The sequence below is a fragment of the Campylobacterota bacterium genome (assembly GCA_020633995.1).
Classification (GTDB): domain Bacteria; phylum Babelota; class Babeliae; order Babelales; family RVW-14; genus JACKCO01.
The window spans coordinates 205,762-225,715 of sequence record JACKCO010000003.1 but is presented as its reverse complement, the minus strand read 5'-3'; the positions used below and the strand labels follow the sequence as shown (position 1 = coordinate 225,715).

Below are 19,954 nucleotides of genomic sequence, written 5' to 3'. Positions count from 1 at the left end.
GGTAGGTTTTATTAAATTTATCTTCTACGACGCTCACGTCTCTTGCGCTGCTGTGCTTTCATATTTGTTTTTACAAATTCTTCCCAATTTACTTCTTTACCAAAGCGAACGTCAGCATACGACGCATGCATTTCGCCCTTGCGAGGGAAATAGATTGAGAGGCCGTGCGCACCATCCATTAATGGTCCAGTAGCATTTGAGAGAACTGCATCTGATATTAGGTTCATGCCTTCTTTGGCTGTTTTTATCATGGCGTCAAGTGCTGCAAGATAGTCGGGGGAATATTTTTGGCGTCTGCGGCGGCGAGCTTTGCTTAGTATTCTGTCTGAACGTGGGCTGACATCGTCAAGCCGTCTGACTAGTGCTGCATAAAATGAATGTAGGTCGATGTATTCAGAGATATACATTTCAATTGATGCGTATCGTGCTTTTTGTATTGCGCTACGTGCTCTATATTCGTCTGCTTGAACGCACGTATCAACATCACGGATAAATTGTTGAAGGTTGTCTTTAATAGCATCAAGCTTTGTGGTGCAAACGCAGGAGAGTGTGTGGTCTTGCGCGTAGTAGTTATTTGCATACAGTGTTGTATATGAATTTACAATTGCTTGACCAAGTTGAGCAGCGGTCATTTTTGGGTTTGTTGTTAGTGGATTTATAAATCCTTCATATGACCAACCATAACCAGGTTCAATTTCTTCTGATGCAACAATGACATCAACAGAGTCTTTAACTTGCCATTCAATTTCAAGCATTGCCATTAAGCAAGCATCCATTCCGAGTAGATCAAGATTTTTCCCAAGTATTGTTTTAATTTCACCCATGCACGACCCGAGTTCACTACAGCCAAGGCACGTTCCTTCAGTGTCGTCATACAAAATTGTGCGCTCAGTTGTTTGGTTTGCTTGCTCAAAACCCGGGATTTGAATCCATGACCTGAGCTCTGGGGCTAGTTGTGGTTGGCGCAGGTCATATCCATCGTCCAACTCTCCTTGGTAGCAGTAGTTTTCTACGCCCGTTCCATGGTTCCATAAAATCAAAGCATAGCGATTTGCTGGGTAGTCCGAGCTAGCCCAGCGCATAGAGTCAGTTAGTTCTTTTGCTGGCTGATTACCCATTTCGCCCGAAACTGATGCGTCTTCAACTTTGCCGCTTGCGGTTATGCGGTAGCGCCAAATTCGCCTGTTTTCAGGTTGATCCCATTGGACCAAGATATTGACATCATCGTCAGAGAGTATGCCTTTTTGCATATCGTTGATATTGTAGTAAGCGAAGTCTGCAAGATTATTATCGGCCTGAATAAAAGTGAGTACCGTCCATTCTGCTGCTGCATGTGCGGGTACGGAGGTAATGAGCGCAATAAGTACTATACTGCTTGCATACGCAAGTTTACGCACTTTAGAGTTTTCCACTCTGACTCCTTCTCGTTTTATTTAATGAGTTTTATTAGTTGCAGTCAGCGTAGAAATAGATGATGTATCTAGTCAATAAGTTTTTTAATGTGCGTATTTTTACAAGCTTGGAAGCAGCTCTTTAATAAAATGCAACCATTTACTTTCCTTGGCGAACTCAATTTTTTGATACGAATCATCAATGTGATGACGAGGAAAGTATATCGAAATACCTTTGGCACGAGAAAGGGTATTGCCCGCAGCGTTTGCAATAACGGCTTGTTCGATTGATTGTAGTCCCTGTGTTAAAATCGTTTTCAAATCATTGGCCTGCTTAATTTCTTGTGTAACATCTTTATTTGAAAGCAGCTTAAACAGTTCTTGGTAAAATGAATGAAGATCGACGTAGCTTTGTGCGCTAAACTGTAGGCTTGCTTTACGCGCTTGATTGATCACATTATTAATGACGCTTTTATTTGTAGCTTGGCAAAGTTTTATTTTTTCGACGAGTGCATCAAGATTTTCTCTAATATTTATGGTTTTTTCCAAGTCTATGGCAGACTGTGTATAAAACCCTATTTTATTTTTGTAGTAGCCTTCATAGGCGGTCACAATCGCTTGAGCTGCCTGCGTAGGGGTTGCTTTGCTGTGCGCTAGCGCATGCATAAATGGTGTGTATGACCAACCATAGCCAAGCTCTACCTCTTGTGAAGATACTAAATAACTTGCATAGTGTCGTGCTTGGTAGGCTATTTCAAGCATGGCCATCAAACATGCATCCATGCCAAGAAGATCAATTTTTTTATTTTTTAAAACATTTTTGTGGATATCGCTGAGCGCCTTGCATAGCGTTTGGTTGTCCATGTATGTTTTTTTATATTCATTAAAAAGAATACCTCGATGTTCATTTTCGTGATGACTTGAGTGAACAAAAAGCGGTGAGCGTTGCTGAGGGGTGAAAAGTTTATCTTGTTCCTCGATGGTAAGCCCTTCAATTTGAATGCGAGGGTTGTTTTTTACCATTTCAGGGTCAAGGTTACAAACGAATTCCTCAATTTTTGCATCTTTTTTAAAAGAGCTTAGCCTGCCCCATGCGGGATCCAAAACGCCGATACCGTGATCCCACAAAATTAACCCATAATTTTTTGCGGGGTATTTATTAACGGCCCAGCGCATGGCATCTGAAAGATCTTTGTCTGAATTTCCGTCGGATGTGGTTGGGAGGCGAACGTCGAGTTCCATTTTTCCCTTATTAATTTTGTAGCGCCAAAAGCCCTGGTCATGAGGTTGATACCATTGAATGGCTATGTTTAAGTTTTGGTTGGATCCAATTTCAGCCATATCGGTAAAGTTTTTGCTTGCGAAGCTTGCTAGGTTATTGTTGGCTTGTACGTACACCAAGATGGTCCACTCTTTGGGTTGCGCTGAGCTTGGCTGTAGGTCGGTATAGAACAACGTTGTAGCGCAATAAAGTGCCGAAAAAAATACAAGGTTCTTTAAGCTATAGTTTTGCTTCTTCATATGGCTCCCCAAAAGTTCCCTTAAAGCAATTCGCTTGATGGTGTTGTAATGGTGGTGAACTGCCCCATTATATATTTTCTATTTGTACTATTCATAGCTTAAATTTACTTATTATAGCTACTATAAGTCAATAATTTAACATTTGTAAATATTTCCTAGAGAGACGGGGAGAATGTCTAAAGGAGGCCGTATAATAGGCTTTTTGATGATTTAGAGGGGGCAATGGTGTTCAGGGACTGGCCAGCGTTGAGCATAGCGAGTCAAGCTTGGCTTAACGTGCCAATTAAGTTAAGCGCTGGCCGCTTACGGAGAGGGTAATTTGCGTATTAATCGATGGAAGTATTGGCAAATGCTTCTTTGAGCATAAAGTACATTTTATCAAGATCTGAAGAGACTATTTTGACGCCCCCAGTTGTTTCCAGAAAGTTTGTATCACCTTTCCAGCGAGGTAAAACATGAATATGTAGATGTGAAGGAAGTCCGCCACCTCCGGCAGAGCCCAAATTTATGCCGACGTTAAACCCCTCACTATTCAGGGTTTTACCGATGACCGTTGTGCTTAGGCTTACAACTTCCATCATTTGAGTACGTACCAATGGGGTGAGGTTGTCAAGATTGGGTTGGTGATGGTAAGGTAATACCATCACATGACCCGCATTATAGGGGTAATAATTCATCATGACGGCGCAGTCAGAGAAGCGCTTGATGATGTAATATTTATCATCATCTTTGTGCATTAGTTGCTTGCAAAAGACGCAGCCCTTTTCCGAACTGTCTTTGTCTTGTTTGCGTGCTACATTATTAATATAATCGTGTCGCCAAGGCGCATATAATTTTTTCATAATGCTGATCGTAGCAAGTATTTTGTAGACAGACAAATTTTAAGAAAAAATGCCAAAATAGCCTCTGGAAATTTTGTTGCTCTTATCGTTATATTTAGTTTTTTTCATTGATTTAAGCAAACTCCATGGAGTAAGTGATTGTTCGTTGCATATGAAAGTACTGGCTCCATGTTTGCAAAGTAGTGAGTAGAGTATTTCTTTTTGTTCAAAGTTCATTGGTTGGCAATAAAATAAGTAGTGAAGTGCCGTTTCGCCTGTTTTGTTTTGTTGATTTATTGCCAGTTTTTCATTGCATAAAAACGCACTAATGATTGCAAAGGTATTTTGAAATGGATGAATGAGCGATGGGCAGACAGCCAGAGAAAACGGAGAGTCGCCATGGTTATTCTTGGCATTAGGGTTTGCCCCTTGTTCAAGTAAAAGATTTACCATTTCAACGTTAGCATGCCTTACTGCAGTATGTAGAGCGGTATAATTGTCATCATCAACGGTATCAATTTTAAAGCCATTTGTTATTAATTGTTTTGCAAAATCATTAAGATTGTGTTGGATAGCAACTTGCAAGACGTTCTGCTTTCCTTTGCCAAATCGTATATCTGATAATGTGAAATTAGCCTGGGTTTGATGCCCATCAATTTTTTTTATAATTAAATGAATTTGCATCAAAGCATCGTGTGAATTTTTAGGCAAGGGATAGGTGAGGTTTTGTGCACTCATTGTGAAGATGAGTAGAGGTAGAAAAAACACTGAAGAGAGAAATTGTCGCTTTATCATCGACTGCTCCTGCGAAAGTGTATAACTTTTACTGAAAGGGCACAAAGCGTAACGTAAAGCTTTGTGCCTGTCAATTTACATGGGCAAAAGTATCTGAAATGATGCTCCGTGCGTTGTAGGAAGCAAGTAAATGCTGCCTCCAAGTTGGGAGATGGTGTCTTTGACGATAGCAAGACCAAGACCCATATTTTTTTTCTCGCTCGAAACATACGGCAGGAAAAGTTTGTCCTTGAGCTGCGGGCCGATACCAGGACCATTGTCGGTCAAAATGATCTCAAGTTGTTTTTTTTCGGCATGTGTTTTTGTTGTGATGGTGATAACGTGCCGATGACTTGAATTTGATCCATATCGCTTGATTGCATTGATGCTGTTATCAACCAGATTAATCAAAACCCGTTTAAGCTTTTTTTTATCGGTGTTAAGTAAGGCTTGGCCTTCAAGTGTTTTGAAAAAATAGATCTCAGGATAACTCATTTCATACAAGTACATAATCTCTTGAATAAGTGTATGAAGGTTTGTAGATTCGATAACAATTGCCGGCATCGATGAAAATCGAAAAAAGTGAGCAGTAAGATCTTTTAAGATTTTGACCTGACTGAGAATAGTCTCAGTCGAATGAATGAAAATGTGGTCATGTTTTAAAATGCTGCTGTATTTTCTTTGTAATCGTTGCGTAGAAAGCTGGATGGGGGTGAGTGGATTCTTAATTTCATGGGCCATTTGTTTTGCTGCATCTTGCCACGTTTTTATAGTATTGAGCTTGACAATATCGGTCAGATCTTCCAAAACCATGAGCATGCCTTGATCGTTGGGGTTAAAGGTTGGCGTTATCGAAATCAGGGCGAGATGTACAACAAATGTTTTTGTTTCATTGTTTGATAGTAGTGAAATTTTTTGTGTGAGTTGTTGTTTGCCAGAGGTAAATAGTTTACGAATACAATCATAAAAAATTTTACGTTCGGTTTCTGTTTTTTGATTGAATACTACTTTTTTATTTTTACCGAGCCGTATGCGTAGGTGACTTTGTGCGAGTGTGTCTGCTGCTTGATTGAATGTAATAACCCTGCCAAATTGATTAATGAAAATAACTGCAGCCTTTAAATTTTCCAAGATGGCCAACATTTCTTTGTTGCGTAACTCAAGTTGGGTATGGGCGCTGGCAAGAGCTTTGGTCATTTTGTTAAAACCTAGGGCAAGGCTTTGTAGGTCGCTGTGTAAATTTGGTGAAACTTGTACATCCCATGATCCCTTACTGACTTTGTCAGTGGCATCAAGTAGTTCCTTAAGGGGTTTGCTTATGCCTTTTGCTAAATAAAATGCGCACCAAATTGATAAAAATAAAATAAGCAACGTGACCAGAATAAACGTGCAAAGATAATTTGCGTAAATTGAATTGCGAATTGACTTAAGTTGTGTGTAGTCGTTAATAGCATTTTCTATTTCTATCAATGAATGGCAGACATTGTCTGGATAGCGGTGCACAAGCATTAGTGTCTGATTGTTGTTTTTAACAATGTGATAGAGTGAACCATAAAAGTCAAAAGGTTGCTTGTTCGCCTCAGCTTGAGTGAGTTTGGTCAGAAATACTTGACGAAGATTCTTGATTGAACGGTCGTTTGTTGTACGTAAGGCTCGCCAGACACGAGCTTCTCGTTCCAGCGCTTTTTGTTTACTTGCGTTATCATGCCAATGATAATGCGTGCAGCGAGTGTTTTGTTCTTCTGTAGATGCTATAATATGCTGTTGGCTGAGCAGATGTGCGTCGGCTTGAATTTTTTTTCTTATGTCTTGCGTATACTGCTCATGCAAAAAAAGTGTTGTATCAAGTCCCGAGCTAATGCGTGCCTTAAACCAGTCGTCAATGCTGGTGGTAATAAATTTTCCAGCAGTAAAAAAAACAAAAAATGATGGAATTACAGAAAAAAAGGTGAAGGCAAAAAGAAGATTGCGTTTAAATACGCTTCCGGGAACTTTTTTCTGCCGTTCTAAGAAAAGCTTGATACTTTGTCGCACAATTAAGTACAACAGGATGATCATGACAACAACATGGATATTAATGAGTAAAAAAAGAAACGTTTTACTAACGCCAACTCCAATGATTGTTTGTTTTCGCTGTAGAAAAAGTTCTATCCACGAAGTAATAAAAAGCGCACAACAACAAAGAGCAAGTACACCTAGGCGTCTATGGGCGTTAGTTTTCATTTGATACCATTAATCCTTTGAATGCAGTTAATAACTTTTACAAAGTAAAAGAGTTCTGAAAAAAATCAAAGAGGGAGACCATTTTCATGATTTTTTACAACTTGATGTTAATCATATTTTATTTTGTTGTCAGTTACGCAAATGCAGCCGACAACTCTAAATGGAATGGTTGCCTAGATGATCAGGGCAGAGATGTTCCTGGCTGGTGTTATGACAGAAGAGAACAGGATTCTCGTCATATCTTGAGGCAGAGTCGTGCTTGGGATGATGACACAGACCCGCATCAGGGACAAGGCCAAGAGTGGAATTGGGATTTTGACCAGGACGATGAAGATGATGAGCTTGTGCAGCGGGCACTTGCTCTTTCATTAATCGAACGAACTCAAGAAAAGGAAGGCGAACAAACTCAAGAAAAAGAGCGGGAAAAAGATGGGACAAAAAAAAAGAAATCGGATAGGTCGTCGCTTACGACTGCAGTGCCGCTAGGTAGTATGACTTGTGATTCTAAGATTGGAGAGCGCAGACATTTGCCTGATGGTTTTTTGAAAGATATAGGCCAAGGTAAAACCGATTCTGCTCTTGCGCTTCTTGCACAAGATCCAAGCGTTGTAAACGTTGCTGGTAAGGCTGGTATGACGATGTTATACGCGGCCTGTGCATATGAAAGAGAGTTGTTAAAATTTGTGGCAACATTGGTTGAGATGTATAAAGCAGATATCAATAAACCAAACCAATCAGGGTGGACACCTCTACATAGAGCGTGTAGTAGGGGGCATGTGAAAATTGTTGATTTTTTGCTTTCCAAGGGAGCGCAGCAAGTAAGAACCATAGATGGACGAACTCCGCTTGATGTTGTTATGTATGAAAACAACCCCCCTTATCCAGCAATTAAGATTCTTTTAGTGGCTGACTTGCAAAAGTGTAATCAGAAGGGTGCTACCATTGCTGCAACAGACAATGTAGATGAAATTCGTCGGCAGCTTGAAACGGCAGTTATACAAGGTAACGTGCAAGAATTCGATAGATTATTTCGTGAGAATTGTGAGCGACGGTTGATAAATGTTGCCGCTGTTGGCGTCCTTGGAAGTATAGCCGAAGAGTATGGGCAGATTGGGATTATTGAAAGATTGTTTTCACTACAGGGTGAACTTTTTCCCAAAGATGGATAACTAAAAATAAGTGACGAGATCATATGGTTGTTTTGCTATGGATATCCTTTTTGTTGCAGGTTAGTAGTATTTCAGCATCTGAGAGGTGTTGCGAAGTTGGGCCACTCTTACTTGAGGAGTCTATGGAGCTTTTTTATGGTGAAGGTTGCTTGGACTCGGAGCAGGATCTACCAGGGTATGCGGCGCTTGCAGCAAGCACTGAGGTCATAGCGCCCATCGCTATCCGTCCGGGCATTGTTGAAAAAGTACAGTCACTAGTTGAGCGTTTTGAGCCAGAGGGAAAACCGGCAGTGAGTGATCAAGAGCCGTTGGTTAAAGATCGAAATGTGTTTGGTGGTTTGCGACCAAGTGCTCGTGATGAAAAGATCCCCATGCCTGTCCAATTTCTGCAAAACTTTGCTCCCTGTTTGAAAAATTATTCTGAGTGTATTGAACTAAAAAATCAGCAATTAAAGGTTTTGGGGCAACTAAAAATTATGTTGGACGCGGCAAAAGCGGGACGTGATTTTGACGTTTTTCGATTGCTTGCACAAGATAGGAATTTGGTTAATAAACCGGGCTTGCGTGGAATTACTGTGCTACATATAGCTTGTCGAGGTGGTTACTTTCAGTTTGTGCAAAAGTTGGTTGAAGATTATGGTGCTAATGTTAATCAAGCAGATGATGAGGATTGTACTCCATTGTGTCATGCCTACATTGAAGGAAATGTTGACTTGGTTAATTTTCTGCTTTCACGTGGAGCCCTACAAACAAGCAAACTTAATCACATAACAACTACTTTTTATCTGAAACAAAATGAACATTTTTTGATAGACAGGCTTTTGTTTGTGAACAAGTTATGTTGCGAAGTTCTTGATGCAGTTAAGCTGGCAGATACTGAAAAAATTGAGACATTGTTTCGTCAAGGTTTTAAGCAAGGAGTCCTTGCCCAAAGTTTTTTGACTGATTTAGATAAAGCAGCGCGAAAAAATCTTAGTGGCATTGGCAGTTATTTGGCTTATGAGGCTGTCATTGCTACTTTGTCTAAATTAGAAAAAGAATTTGGGCAGTAAGGGTACAGAATTGCATGTGGCCGCTGTTCAAGCATGCGCAGGCAATAGTTTGCAATTATTGCGCTTGCCCGACTTCATTGGCTAGATACTATGTACAAAGTAGTATCTGTAGCGTTTTTTTAGGGAGTTGGTTTATGATTGGTGCCACGAAACTTTTCATGGGGTTGTTATTTTTGTTTGGTACAGCAGATTGTGCCTTTCTTAAGGGTGTTGAAGTTGAAAGGGTTGACCTTGAGGCCTCGGTGGTAGAAAACTCTATCAAAGGTTGTCTTGATCTTGCGCAGAGACATCCTGCGCATGCTCTTTGTGCTTTGAAAAGATTAGAACGGGATGGTATCGATATTCACCAGATGATTGATGATTGTACTCCGCTAACGTATTTACTGAAGCATAGTAATAGCGATAGCTTTGATGGCCTTGCTATGTACCCGCTCATTTCATTTCTTCTTGAACGTCGAGTTAAATTCAACGGCGTACGTGAGGGAAATATTGCTATGTTAACTGATGCATGCGTTTTTATCTGCCCTTCAGATTTTTTGGTCGTTTGTTTTGTCAAAGAGCAAGACTACCTTATTCATATTAAAAATGAGCTCTTTTTGGATGGCTATTTTGAGCGTCTGGACAGAGATGGTAAGGTTAACTGGCAAAACCAAAGTCTTGAGCAGTTTGCCCACGATAGGGAATGTCTGCAGCATGTATCTGACGCCATAAAAAGTAACCGGCATAATAACCAGACTTTTGCAACAATGATTGTTGCTTTGCGAGGTGAACATGACAGGCCTAGATGATGGTACACGAAGTGAAAAATTGTTTGCTGTAGCTGGTGTGCGGTGCGCCGTACTCTAAAAGAATCTGTGCTAGGTCAAACCTATCTTTTTCGCATGCAAGGTCTAGGGCTGTTTGGCCTTTCTTGTTTCTGAGTAAGAAATTAATACGGCCGGTTTTGACCAAACTGGTAACCATCGCCTCTGAGCCTTTTAAGATTGCAGCGTGCAATGGTGTATTCAGAGTTGTTGGATGTTGGGTGTTAGGGTTGGCCCTATTGCGTAGTAAGATAGCAATGAAAAATAGATTCTCTACAAAAACTGCGCTGTGCAGGGGGGTGATTCCAGCGTGATTGTTTGTGTCATTAATGTTTGCACCCTTTGCAATAAGACCCTCAATTTTTTGCCGGAAGAAATCTTCATCTTCGGGTATCGTTATTGCAAGCTCATTGAGCTGTGTATCAAGCAGCTTCTGTAACCCTTCTGAGTTGGCCGGTTGACCCATGCTAGCAGCCTGCTGTAGAACGCAAAGCAAAAATATAAATATTAGAATTTTTTTATTATGCATAGTGCCCTAATTGTTTTATTGACCCTAGAGGGTGATGTTGAGGTTCTTAAGAATAAACATCATTTGAAATTTTTTTAAGAAAAACGCTTAAAGGTCGAAAAAATTAGGGTAAAGGCGTTTGAAGCACTGTTTTTTTAGTGCTAGAGTTATTGTTACTTCTAGGGGGATCTGCAGCTGTGTTAGGGGCACACACCATGATTTTTCAGCAAAAAAATAGTTTACTTACTACTCAATCAAAAATTATTATAAATACCTTGTGGGAGGGGTTGTTTATGACATTGTCTAAAGCTTGTTTCAAGCATTTTTGCCTTTTTCTTACACTTTGTTTTAGTACGCTTTTTGCCGATGCCACTACGCCTGTACGGCTGCCGCAGACTAAGATTCGTACCATAAAGCATTCAACGCGAGCTGCACAGCATGACCAAGCAGCGCTTGATAAGCTCTTGCAAGAGCTTGGTGTGAGTCCATTGTTTGATTATCTGAAAAAAAATGTTAGTGGACTGAGTAAGCTCAGCTACCACACGGCCAAAGATATTTCATTACCGCTTGTTGCCGGACAAAAGCTTATTTTTGACTGGGGTTTTGCAGGGTCAGGTGAGTTGTTTGATCAATTGCCAGAGCTTGAGATTAAAGTTTCTGACCCAGTGTACAAAAAAAGTGCTGATAGCCTGTGGGGCGTTGCAACGGATTGGTTTCGGTCATATGCCTGCAAAAAGGCTAAGTTTCGTGCAGATCCCAAATTAACATTTTTGTTTAAATTGTTTTTGCTCTGCAAAGATGGTGTCAGTGATGTTGCCCTAGTACGTGAAGAGCTTTTCCGTCTTTTGTTTAAGTTAAGCATGACGCCATCAACACATTTGTTTGATGGGAATACGGTGTTGTCTGAGTATTTGCCAGAAGAGCTTGTCCAGTTCTTTAATAACAACAGTCCGGATCTGTTGCAAAATATTGACGGTGCATGGGCGCTCGTTACCAATCTCAGCCTTGAAAGTGTAGAAAAATATACCTGCGACAAGGAGAGTGTTGAGATGGATGTCTTTGTGATGCGCGACTTAGCACAAGCTCAGTCCTGTGCTGAGTATCTTGCAAATGGTAGCGAAATTACCTTTGAAGATAAAATGGCTGAAGCATTGGCAACGCACGGCGTTAAACAGCATGACATTATTGATTATGAAAAGTTTAAACAATACCTGCTAAAGCAATCTGATGCGCATTTGGCACAGTATGTTCAAAAATTTGTCGGCAAGGCGAGTTTTACTCTTGGAGACAAAAATCTACCAGTACGGGTAAAAGACAAAATTGAGCAGCTTTGCCAAACTAATCAGCTTTTACCTCAGGTTCAGTTGATTAGCGTTGACAGTGATCAGCATTGGGTACTGCTTGTGCGTGGCAAGCTTGGGCTCTTTCGAACGACAAAAATGACATTTGCCAACATGCTACGTGCATTGGCTGACTATGCCAATGTTAAGCAAAAAATTGCAGCAAGCGATATAGCCGAGTCGTTGCAAGATAAGCAAGCGCTTGAGCAAGCAGAACAAGAGCGCATTGCAACGATTGAGTTTTTGCGCACTGAATACGGCAAAGCATCAGCACAACGCATTCAGCAAGCTGTAGCGGGGCTGCTTGAAAAGTATAAAGATCAACAAGAGCAAGCATCTGAGTGTAGTCGGGTCGAGCAGCTTAAAAGTTGTCAAAAGCAGCTTGATGACTTGGCCGAGATAGAGTCAGATGTTGATAATCAGCAAGATTATGATAACCAAATTAAGAATCTGCAAACACGCATTGCAGGGCTTGAGTTGCAGCTTGCATCAGCACTTGCTATTGAAAATAACTTAAACGTACGCCGAGAGCTTGTGTGGACCTATCGTTGTGAAAAAGAAGAAATAGACGCACAGCTTGCTCAAGAGCAAATGGCTATCGATGCGATACTTGATGAAACTGAGCGTAAAACTGCTCAGCTCAAATTTGCCCCACTTAAAAAGCAGTACATTCACTACATGGAGCAGCTAGAAAAACGTGCACAACAGCTTGAGCAAGAAAATGAGTGTGTTAAAGAGTTGGTCAGCGTGCGCAGCGCTTTGCGTGCTTGCAGTGATCCAACAGATCTGCCAGCTGAAAAAATTGATAGGCTGGAAGAACTTGAGCGTGATGTGCAACTTATTCAAGATGGACCAGAGGCTTATGAGGTTACCTTTTTAACGCATACGCACAAGAGTGAACTGAAGCAGTTTGTGGGTGATGTTATGTACAACAGCGCTTACGGTGATATTAAATATAGGCTTGTTGGTGTGTTTGATTATATCTTTCAAAAGTCATCATATGTCCAGGAAAATATCGATAAGATCGTTGTTTTGATAACACCGTTTATTCCTGAGTTGCTGCCATACATCATGGGTGAAAAGAGGTAGCGTTGTATTAGTAATGCTCTGAGCGGTGTTGGTATTGTAAAAGATTTTGCCCTTTGCGTGTCGTGCTGAATTTATTTCAGCATCCAGATAATGATTTTTCCTATTTCTGGATCCTGAAACAAGTTCAGGAAGACATGGGAGCTTGTCCTCTTGCCTGATAAGGGGATTTAGCCGGGATCCATGCGAACAGTACCAGGGTAAAAAAACATTGTCCGAAATTAATGGAATGAAAGTTACTGTGAAATTAAGTTTAAGAACTATCATTTTTTTGCAGCTATTTTGTTTGGGTTCAGCGTTTGCCCAGTTGCACACTGTGCAACACAAACTGCTTGATCGTTTTGATCAGCTAAGTACTGCTCATATCTTGAGTGCTCAGCAAAGAGTAAGTTTTGAAAGTTACAAAGCACGACTTGCATTGTTGCTTGACCAGACGGCCAAAAAGTATGAGCAAGAAAAAATGTTGGAGCAGGTTTTAGATGCTGCTGACATGCTTGATCTGGGGCTGCAGTTTTTAGCGATTGGGCAACAACAAAGTCAATATGCTCTTCTCAAAGATGGGCTTTCGTCCTGTGAGCTTGCAAGCGTATGGCTCAAAACAGTTGGGCTGCTTGTGCAACTTGTTGAACAATTATGGCATCAACCGACACTCTTTGAGCAGGGCCAGCTACTTGATAAGGCAGGCACAGAGATAAATCACGTGTATCTGTTTGCATTATTTAATGCGGCATTGCCTGCAGGCCTGCAAGGTTCGTGGCTTGACAGTGTGATCAATACCACCTCGGTGCGTTACGCACAGGTGTGCGCATTGTTGCTTAAACCAGATACCGACTATAATGCCTTGGGTAAAAAGGTTATTGATAAAGTTCGAGAGCTTGCCCTGTGGCGAGCAGGTAAGCCAGTGTTTGTTAATTTAGAGGGTTATCAGGCAGTGCAAAAAGATATTTTGCAGATACGCTCTCAGGTTTTTTTTACCGATAAGCAAGCACTATCTACCATGGAAGCCTTTTTTGATTTGATGCTTTGTAAAATTGGGCAACTCATCCAATTCATCAAAGAGCATCAAGCGTTTGAGGCTGGTAAAAGTAAATGTGGCCAAGATACAGACAAGCTTGGTTTGTTTGTCAGGCACTGGTTATTTGTCCACAACGAAAAAACGAGTGAAGTGATTGCACTCAAGCTTGAGTTGCAGAATTTATTTAATTCCTACTCTATGCTGACTGAGCGTTTTTTTCAGGGCAAGACGGCTGGAACGTTTAAAGTAGACATTATTACATTGCTTGATCAACTTATTCAGTTGCAAAGCGGTTGTCAGCATGGCAGTCCTTATGGTTTTGATACCGACCGTGTACGGTTGGTTGTTGAAGAATGTGCAATGATTTTGACCGAAGTGGCCGGCAAGTCAGACATTACTTATGAAATACCGTTCAGCCGACAGGCTGATGGCGGTCATTGGGCGCTTGATCTGGCTAAAATGGTCGTGGGTAGTGGAGGTGTGGCAAATATCGCCTACATGTTGGACAAGCCCACACATTATCAAATGTTGACTGGATTTACTTCTACTGCGTGCAAATATGCTGTGGGTGGATATGTCCTGTGTAAGTGTGTAACGCCGTTACTTTCCTATTTTGCCTAAGCCTGCTTTTCCTGAAGTCTTTGGTGTTCAAGTTTATCAAGCACTGCATGTATGTCTTTTTTAACATGATCAAAGCTGATATTTAAGATAGCTAAAATTCGTTCAACATCACGTGCAATAATGTGGTTAGAAGCGTTTGTGTAATTGCTGTTAAAAAGTGAGAGAAGTTCATCACGTTTGTCTGCCTGCAGTGAGATAATGGTGTAACCAAGTTTTTGCATTGTTTCAGGGTTTAAGCGCTTGACCAATGTTTGATTGGTAATGGCAGTAGCTGAGTCGCTATCTTCAGCTTTCTTTTCCTTGCCGTCTGCGATGGTCTCTTTAATATTTTGCATGATGGTGCCAGCAAGTTTGCGGGCCACGTGCGCACCAATTTGTGCTCCGCCGATAAACCGATTAAACGAGCTATCTGACGTGTGTGCTTCAAGATTTGGCAGTACTATGTGCATTATGATATTTTCAAGTAATGATCCTTTCTCTCCGGTTGTAAGCGTATTTTGGTAAAACGCTCTCCCTTGATCGATCAGTTCAAACACAGAGTCTGTTCTATTGAGCAACTCTCGTGCTTGCTGTAGGTGGCTTTTTGCGATGTATTTGTGTTCAGGTTTTTGTTCATATGGGGGCTCATCTTGTTCTGGGTGAGCGATAGTGTAACAGTCTTTGATTAAAAGGCTCAAGTGTGCAAGCGCCAAAGCAAGCAGGAGTTTTTTTGCGCGTTGCGAGCTCGAGCATTGGCAAAACTCGCTAACAGCTCGCGAAAAATATTCCAAATCTTGGCAAATCAAACGTCCCTTGCCTATGTCCAGGTGCTCGTGCAAAACGCTTCCGGCGCTTTCAAGAATGGGCAGGCAGTATGTAGTTAAAAAATCTGTGATGGCATAATGCTCTTGTTCGTCAATCAGTTCAAGTGCGGGGTCATACGTTTGCTCATCGTCGTTAGTTATCAGTTCTATGAGATCATCGTAAAGCATGAATGAATCGTAGCACAGCCAGCTTGCGCGAAGTACTGGATGCTCATCATAGACAGTATGTTTTTTTTGTGTGAACCAAGAATAGAAAACAGCGCTTTGATGGATGATGCGCATTGCATCAACGGTCATTTTATTATACAAATGAATGCGTGGAGCAATTTTTTTGTCAGCCTTACTCATATGGCGATAAATTATGATGGGTGCTTTGAGCAACGAGACAATCTTTGCAATATCTTTGACTCTAAAGTCAGCATGAGCATGTTGTGGCAACAAAAACAATAACATGCACCCCAATGCCCTAAGGCATTGTTTGACGGTCTCTTTCACGATTTTCTCCTTACTACTTAAATAGCTGAAATTTTAGAGCGATATTTAAGTATCTTTTTCATGCGTTATTGTCAACGAAACTGGGGGTGCTATACTAATATTTTCCTTAAAAAATTGTAGCAACCTAAAGGAGAAACGCATGATTTACCATCTGGCTTTAGCATTGCAAACTCACTGCACGTTTTTCAATCTTTTTCATTACGTAAGTGTGCGTGCCATAGCGGCTCTTTTGACATCACTCTTTCTTTCTTTGCTCTGGGGCGAGAAGTTTATACGGTTTTGTCAAAAAAATTTTCGATCTAAGGTCCGTGAGTGGGTGCCAGACTCGCACCACAAAAAAAACAATACACCAACAATGGGAGGCCTGTTAGTTATTCTGATTGGTATGTTAACCATGCTTCTTTGGTCAAATCTGTGTAAACCAAATGTGTGGATTTTTTTATTAACGATGATTTGTTTTGGCATTCTTGGCTTTATAGATGACTGGAGTAAAATTTTTCATAAAAAAGGTATCAGTGCAAAGCAAAAATTTTTAGCGCAGTTTATCTCTGCACTTCTTGTTTCAACGCTTTGGTACTGTTTTGGCCTTCAAACACCGCAAATGTGTGTGCCATTTTTTAAACACTGCGAGTTGATGTTAGGGCCATTACTTATTTTTTGGGCAACGTTTGTTATTGTTGGCACCAGCAATGCGGTTAATTTAACCGACGGGCTTGATGGTCTTGCAACGGGGCCATTGATCATGGCATTTTCTACGTTTGGTTTGATTGCATATCTGGCCGGGCACAAGCAGTTTGCAAACTATCTCTACATTCCATTTGCAGCAAGCGCAGAGCTTGCAGTTATTGCAGCCAGCATGGCTGGAGTACTCATTGGTTTTTTGTGGTACAACACCTATCCAGCGCAGATTTTTATGGGAGATGTAGGCTCGTTAGCCCTTGGCGCAGGCCTTGGCCTGACAGCGCTTATGTGTAGGCAAGAACTGCTGTTACCGCTTGCTGGAGGAATTTTTGTTTTGGAGACAGTCTCTGTTATTGTGCAAGTGCTTTCATATAAGTTTCTGGGTAGACGCGTTTTTAGAATGGCCCCTATTCATCATCACTTTGAATTGCTTGGGTGGAAAGAGGCCAAAATTACGGTTCGTTTTTGGATTATTTCGTTTGTCTTGTGCTTGTTGACATTGCTTTCGCTTAAAGTGCGCTAGCTTTTGCGTGGCTGCAAAGGACCTGATTTCTTCATCAATTCTTGCATTAATATTCTAACTGAAATTAAAAAAATGTCAAATGGGGTATAAAAAAACCTTTCTGGTAGGTCAAATTGCCATAAAGTTATAATTATCACTTTTTCTGGAAATAATGCACAAACGTGGTACGCTGTAACAAACATTTGCCGGTAATTTCAGTTGATCGTCATTTCATTTGTGTAGTGGAAAATTCATGGAAAATCTCGATCAGAAGCTGCGTTCGGTTCAACAGGAGTTTGAACAAGCGCTTGGTTCTGCCTCGTCAAGCAAGTCTTTAGAACAGGTAAGGTTACAATTTCTGGGAAAAAAGGGTGAGTTTACCCAACTCCTGGCTACCCTTAAAGATCTTCCCATAGAGCAAAAACGGGCCTTCGGCTCACAACTTAACCAGCTTAAACAAGACGCACAAGAGCGTTTTGAGCAGGTTAAGGACGAGCTTATTGCTCGTGAAGTTGATGCTGCCAATGCAAAGCAGCAAAACTTTGATGTGACCGCTTACAAACCGCATGCCTATCCTGGCCACTTACATCCCTATTCTCAGTTCGTTCACGAAATTGAAGATATTTTTCTCTCAATGGGATATGAGATTTGCCAAGGGCCTGAGGTTGATTCTGAATTCTACAATTTCTCGGCTCTCAACATTCCACAAGATCACCCAGCGCGTGACATGTACGATACTTTTTGGACAACACGACCAGATTACTTGCTGAGAACGCATACCTCGACAGTTCAAATACACTCACTGCAAAGCAAGGAACTACCGCTTGCCATTGTGGCGCCGGGTCGAACATATCGTTACGAAGCAGTTGATGCGTCGCATGATTTTATGTTCATGCAGTGTGAAGGGCTATTGGTAGACAAAAAAGTTAATGTTTCTCATTTATTCGGTACGGCGCAGACGTTTTTAAAGACCTTGTTTGGCAAAGACGAGCTGGACATTCGTATCCGTCCTGGTTTTTTCCCCTTTGTTGAACCTGGTTTTGAAATTGATATGCGTTGTCCGTTCTGCAGTAAAGGTTGCGGTGTATGTAAACATACAACCTGGATTGAAGTATTTCCCGGGGGACTGGTGCATCCGAATGTTTTGCGTGCATGCAACATTGATCCAGAAGAGTATTCAGGCTTTGCATTTGGCTTTGGTCTGACGCGGCTTGCCATGCTCAAGTATGGTATAGATGATATCCGTCTTTTTCATAGCGGAAGAGTTGCTTTCTTAAAACAGTTTTAACAGCCTAAAGGAGAAGAGGAGAAAGAGGGATGATAAGTGCCAAAGCAATTATTCCTGCTGGTGGGCTTGGGACACGGTTTCTTCCTGCAACAAAGGCGATGCCAAAAGAGATGTTGCCAATTGTTGATAAGCCTGCCATTCAATACATTGTTGAAGAGGGGGCGTGCTCAGGGCTGAGAGATTTTGTTATTGTTACCGGCAAAAACAAAAATACCATCGAAGATCACTTTGATACCTGTCCAGAGCTTGATAATTTCTTAAAATCAAAAAATAAGATGGATCTTGTTGAAAGCATTGGCAAGATTGTGCAAGCGTGTAACTTTGTCTATGTCAGACAAAAAGAGCCGCTTGGTCTTGGTCATGCGGTCTGGAGTGCCAAACATGTAGTTGGCAAGGACCATATTGCAGTTTTTCTGCCTGACGACATTATTATTGGGCAAACTCCCTGTATGCAACAGCTCATGCAGATAGCTCATCAAGAAAAATGTAGTGTGGTTGCTGTTCAAGAAGTACCGTTTGAGCAGGTTTCAAATTATGGGGTCGTTGGTATTCGAAAGCAATTTTCACCCAATATGTTTCAGGTGAAAGAGTTGGTAGAAAAGCCGGCAGTTTCCGATGCTCCATCAAACTTGGCTATTGTCGGGCGCTATGTACTCTCACCAGTGATTTTTGATGCACTTGATGAGCAGCGTATTGGCGCAGGCGGTGAAGTTCAATTGACTGATGCGATCCAAACACTGCTGCTTGGAGGTGAGAAGGTCTTTGCCTATAAAATACAAGGCATGCGCTACGATATTGGCCAACCATCAGGATTTTTGCAAGCTAATATTGATTTGGCATTACGCCATTCAAAATATGGAACACAGATGTTTGAATATTTGCGTCAGCTTGATACTGAGTTTTTGCTGATGCAGGGCAAGGCGGATGCACTAAGTAAATCGAAAAATTCTTTTTTATAAAAATGTGACTTGGGCCCCCGATTAACTTAATCGGGGGCATTTTTTGCAAGGCGACTCGTAACAGTTTTCATCATACGAGCGAGTGTTGGTATTTGTTTGCAGACTTCTTCTGCCAACTCTTCATCGTATGTGTGAGATGTTAAGTTGCGTAGTTCAACCTGCCTGATACAGAGCGTAAACTCTTCCTCTGTAATAATGTTTGTATCACGGAATGCTTTATAAACACTTTTAGGGCTGACTATATCAAGTTTTATGTTGTGCATTGTTTTTAAGTAGTCGTGTAAATATTTCCAGAAAATATCACTTGTATATTCAAATCGTTGTATAAGGCTATCTCGTGCTTCTTCATAGTCGTTGTATTCATTATTCGTGATTCTGTCGATCGACTTGAGAAGTGTAGTTAGGGCTTTGGTTAATGTTTTGTGCCGTTTGTTCAATCTTTCCATATCACTTTATCTTTCATGATTTCTTCTCTTATGCTTTTTGATACAAAATGAACATCAACGAGGTCGAGTTTGTAGGGGATGTGTGTAGCATTTAAAACATCACGAACTTCACCGACATCTACCAGGTCAAGCTTATAGCCTGAATCAAGAGCGATATCGATATCTGATCGTTGAGCATCATCACCACGAGCACGTGATCCATATAAATAAATTTTTGCTTCCGGGATTAATGCGCTAATCAAGCTTATGATTTTTTTTTTATATTTTTCTTCAAGTGCCATGCAAATTCTTTCAGGTAAAAGTAGTCATAGTGATATTATACTACTGTGTCGTGCCGAACTTGTTTCAGCATCCAGATAATGATTTTTCCTAATTTTTTGATTCTGAAACAATACTCTGATCAAGTCAGAGTACATGATAAAACTTATAGCACGTGACAATATATTTGTCACAAAA

At 41.0% G+C, this 19,954-nt stretch carries 17 protein-coding genes; 8 read left to right on the top strand and 9 right to left on the bottom strand.

Translation table 11 applies throughout. The annotated features are described in order from the left end of the window. Positions 1–17 precede the first annotated feature (17 nt). The 5 genes from H6679_00800 to H6679_00780 form a co-directional block, all read right to left on the bottom strand. On the bottom strand, positions 18–1,412 hold the full coding sequence (locus H6679_00800; protein ID MCB9492794.1) for a hypothetical protein: 1,395 nt from the start codon (positions 1,410–1,412) through the stop codon (positions 18–20). Between the two features lie 99 nt (positions 1,413–1,511). Then, entirely contained in the window at positions 1,512–2,912 is a 1,401-nt protein-coding gene (locus tag H6679_00795) for a hypothetical protein (protein MCB9492793.1), read from the bottom strand. A gap of 326 nt (positions 2,913–3,238) precedes the next feature. Continuing rightward, complete coding sequence (locus tag H6679_00790) at positions 3,239–3,754, bottom strand: HIT domain-containing protein (protein ID MCB9492792.1); 516 nt, start codon at positions 3,752–3,754, stop codon at positions 3,239–3,241. A gap of 39 nt (positions 3,755–3,793) precedes the next feature. Further along, a complete protein-coding gene (locus tag H6679_00785; protein MCB9492791.1) occupies positions 3,794–4,528 on the bottom strand; it encodes an ankyrin repeat domain-containing protein in 735 nt (244 codons plus the stop codon). Between the two features lie 75 nt (positions 4,529–4,603). After that, positions 4,604–6,730: a GHKL domain-containing protein gene (locus tag H6679_00780; protein MCB9492790.1), complete on the bottom strand. Its 2,127-nt coding sequence runs from the start codon at positions 6,728–6,730 to the stop codon at positions 4,604–4,606. An 86-nt stretch (positions 6,731–6,816) separates the two neighbouring features. Between H6679_00780 and H6679_00775 the strand changes: the two genes are divergently transcribed. From H6679_00775 to H6679_00765, 3 genes are all read left to right on the top strand, one after another. Beyond that, entirely contained in the window at positions 6,817–7,899 is a 1,083-nt protein-coding gene (locus H6679_00775) for an ankyrin repeat domain-containing protein (protein ID MCB9492789.1), read from the top strand. Positions 7,900–7,922: 23 nt separating this feature from the next. Beyond that, a complete protein-coding gene (locus tag H6679_00770) occupies positions 7,923–8,951 on the top strand; it encodes an ankyrin repeat domain-containing protein (protein MCB9492788.1) in 1,029 nt (342 codons plus the stop codon). Positions 8,952–9,085: 134 nt separating this feature from the next. After that, on the top strand, positions 9,086–9,739 hold the full coding sequence (locus H6679_00765; protein MCB9492787.1) for a hypothetical protein: 654 nt from the start codon (positions 9,086–9,088) through the stop codon (positions 9,737–9,739). On the opposite strand, the gene H6679_00760 is transcribed toward H6679_00765, so the two are convergent. Beyond that, entirely contained in the window at positions 9,732–10,283 is a 552-nt protein-coding gene (locus H6679_00760) for an ankyrin repeat domain-containing protein (protein MCB9492786.1), read from the bottom strand. The genes H6679_00765 and H6679_00760 overlap by 8 nt on opposite strands. Positions 10,284–10,555: 272 nt before the next feature. Here H6679_00760 and H6679_00755 point away from each other — a divergent pair, with 272 nt between their 5' ends. Both H6679_00755 and H6679_00750 read left to right on the top strand, forming a co-directional pair. Next, positions 10,556–12,691: a hypothetical protein gene (locus tag H6679_00755; protein MCB9492785.1), complete on the top strand. Its 2,136-nt coding sequence runs from the start codon at positions 10,556–10,558 to the stop codon at positions 12,689–12,691. Between the two features lie 226 nt (positions 12,692–12,917). Next, positions 12,918–14,324, top strand: coding sequence for a hypothetical protein (locus H6679_00750; protein MCB9492784.1), 1,407 nt, complete (start codon positions 12,918–12,920; stop codon positions 14,322–14,324). On the opposite strand, the gene H6679_00745 is transcribed toward H6679_00750, so the two are convergent. Then, the gene (locus H6679_00745; GenBank protein MCB9492783.1) at positions 14,321–15,622 is read right to left on the bottom strand and encodes a hypothetical protein; all 1,302 of its coding nucleotides are present in this window, start codon (positions 15,620–15,622) and stop codon (positions 14,321–14,323) included. The two genes, H6679_00750 and H6679_00745, sit on opposite strands and share 4 nt — an antisense overlap. Before the next feature lie 139 nt (positions 15,623–15,761). Here H6679_00745 and H6679_00740 point away from each other — a divergent pair, with 139 nt between their 5' ends. From H6679_00740 to galU, 3 genes are all read left to right on the top strand, one after another. Then, entirely contained in the window at positions 15,762–16,826 is a 1,065-nt protein-coding gene (locus H6679_00740; GenBank protein ID MCB9492782.1) for a phospho-N-acetylmuramoyl-pentapeptide-transferase, read from the top strand. Positions 16,827–17,058: 232 nt separating this feature from the next. Then, positions 17,059–18,093, top strand: a complete 1,035-nt coding sequence (gene pheS, locus H6679_00735; protein MCB9492781.1) for a phenylalanine--tRNA ligase subunit alpha — start codon at positions 17,059–17,061, stop codon at positions 18,091–18,093. A gap of 29 nt (positions 18,094–18,122) precedes the next feature. Beyond that, positions 18,123–19,052: a UTP--glucose-1-phosphate uridylyltransferase GalU gene (gene galU, locus H6679_00730; GenBank protein MCB9492780.1), complete on the top strand. Its 930-nt coding sequence runs from the start codon at positions 18,123–18,125 to the stop codon at positions 19,050–19,052. 26 nt (positions 19,053–19,078) lie between these two features. Here the strand turns inward: galU and H6679_00725 are convergent, their stop codons facing one another. Then, positions 19,079–19,498, bottom strand: a complete 420-nt coding sequence (locus tag H6679_00725; GenBank protein MCB9492779.1) for a nucleotidyltransferase substrate binding protein — start codon at positions 19,496–19,498, stop codon at positions 19,079–19,081. Further along, a complete protein-coding gene (locus tag H6679_00720; GenBank protein ID MCB9492778.1) occupies positions 19,486–19,779 on the bottom strand; it encodes a nucleotidyltransferase domain-containing protein in 294 nt (97 codons plus the stop codon). Before H6679_00720 ends, H6679_00725 begins: the two co-directional genes overlap by 13 nt. Between the last annotated feature and the right edge of the window lie 175 nt (positions 19,780–19,954).

Excerpts from the sequence above, each read along its gene's own strand:
- H6679_00795 (MCB9492793.1), bottom strand. The coding sequence starts at position 2,912 with ATGAAGAAGCAAAACTATAGCTTAAAGAACCTTGTATTTTTTTCGGCA.
- H6679_00790 (MCB9492792.1), bottom strand. The coding sequence starts at position 3,754 with ATGAAAAAATTATATGCGCCTTGGCGACACGATTATATTAATAATGTA.
- H6679_00785 (MCB9492791.1), bottom strand. The coding sequence starts at position 4,528 with ATGATAAAGCGACAATTTCTCTCTTCAGTGTTTTTTCTACCTCTACTC.
- H6679_00780 (MCB9492790.1), bottom strand. The coding sequence starts at position 6,730 with ATGAAAACTAACGCCCATAGACGCCTAGGTGTACTTGCTCTTTGTTGT.
- H6679_00775 (MCB9492789.1), top strand. The coding sequence starts at position 6,817 with ATGATTTTTTACAACTTGATGTTAATCATATTTTATTTTGTTGTCAGT.
- H6679_00770 (MCB9492788.1), top strand. The coding sequence starts at position 7,923 with ATGGTTGTTTTGCTATGGATATCCTTTTTGTTGCAGGTTAGTAGTATT.
- H6679_00765 (MCB9492787.1), top strand. The coding sequence starts at position 9,086 with ATGATTGGTGCCACGAAACTTTTCATGGGGTTGTTATTTTTGTTTGGT.
- H6679_00760 (MCB9492786.1), bottom strand. The coding sequence starts at position 10,283 with ATGCATAATAAAAAAATTCTAATATTTATATTTTTGCTTTGCGTTCTA.
- H6679_00755 (MCB9492785.1), top strand. The coding sequence starts at position 10,556 with ATGACATTGTCTAAAGCTTGTTTCAAGCATTTTTGCCTTTTTCTTACA.
- H6679_00750 (MCB9492784.1), top strand. The coding sequence starts at position 12,918 with ATGAAAGTTACTGTGAAATTAAGTTTAAGAACTATCATTTTTTTGCAG.
- H6679_00740 (MCB9492782.1), top strand. The coding sequence starts at position 15,762 with ATGATTTACCATCTGGCTTTAGCATTGCAAACTCACTGCACGTTTTTC.
- pheS (MCB9492781.1), top strand. The coding sequence starts at position 17,059 with ATGGAAAATCTCGATCAGAAGCTGCGTTCGGTTCAACAGGAGTTTGAA.
- galU (MCB9492780.1), top strand. The coding sequence starts at position 18,123 with ATGATAAGTGCCAAAGCAATTATTCCTGCTGGTGGGCTTGGGACACGG.
- H6679_00725 (MCB9492779.1), bottom strand. The coding sequence starts at position 19,498 with ATGGAAAGATTGAACAAACGGCACAAAACATTAACCAAAGCCCTAACT.
- H6679_00720 (MCB9492778.1), bottom strand. The coding sequence starts at position 19,779 with ATGGCACTTGAAGAAAAATATAAAAAAAAAATCATAAGCTTGATTAGC.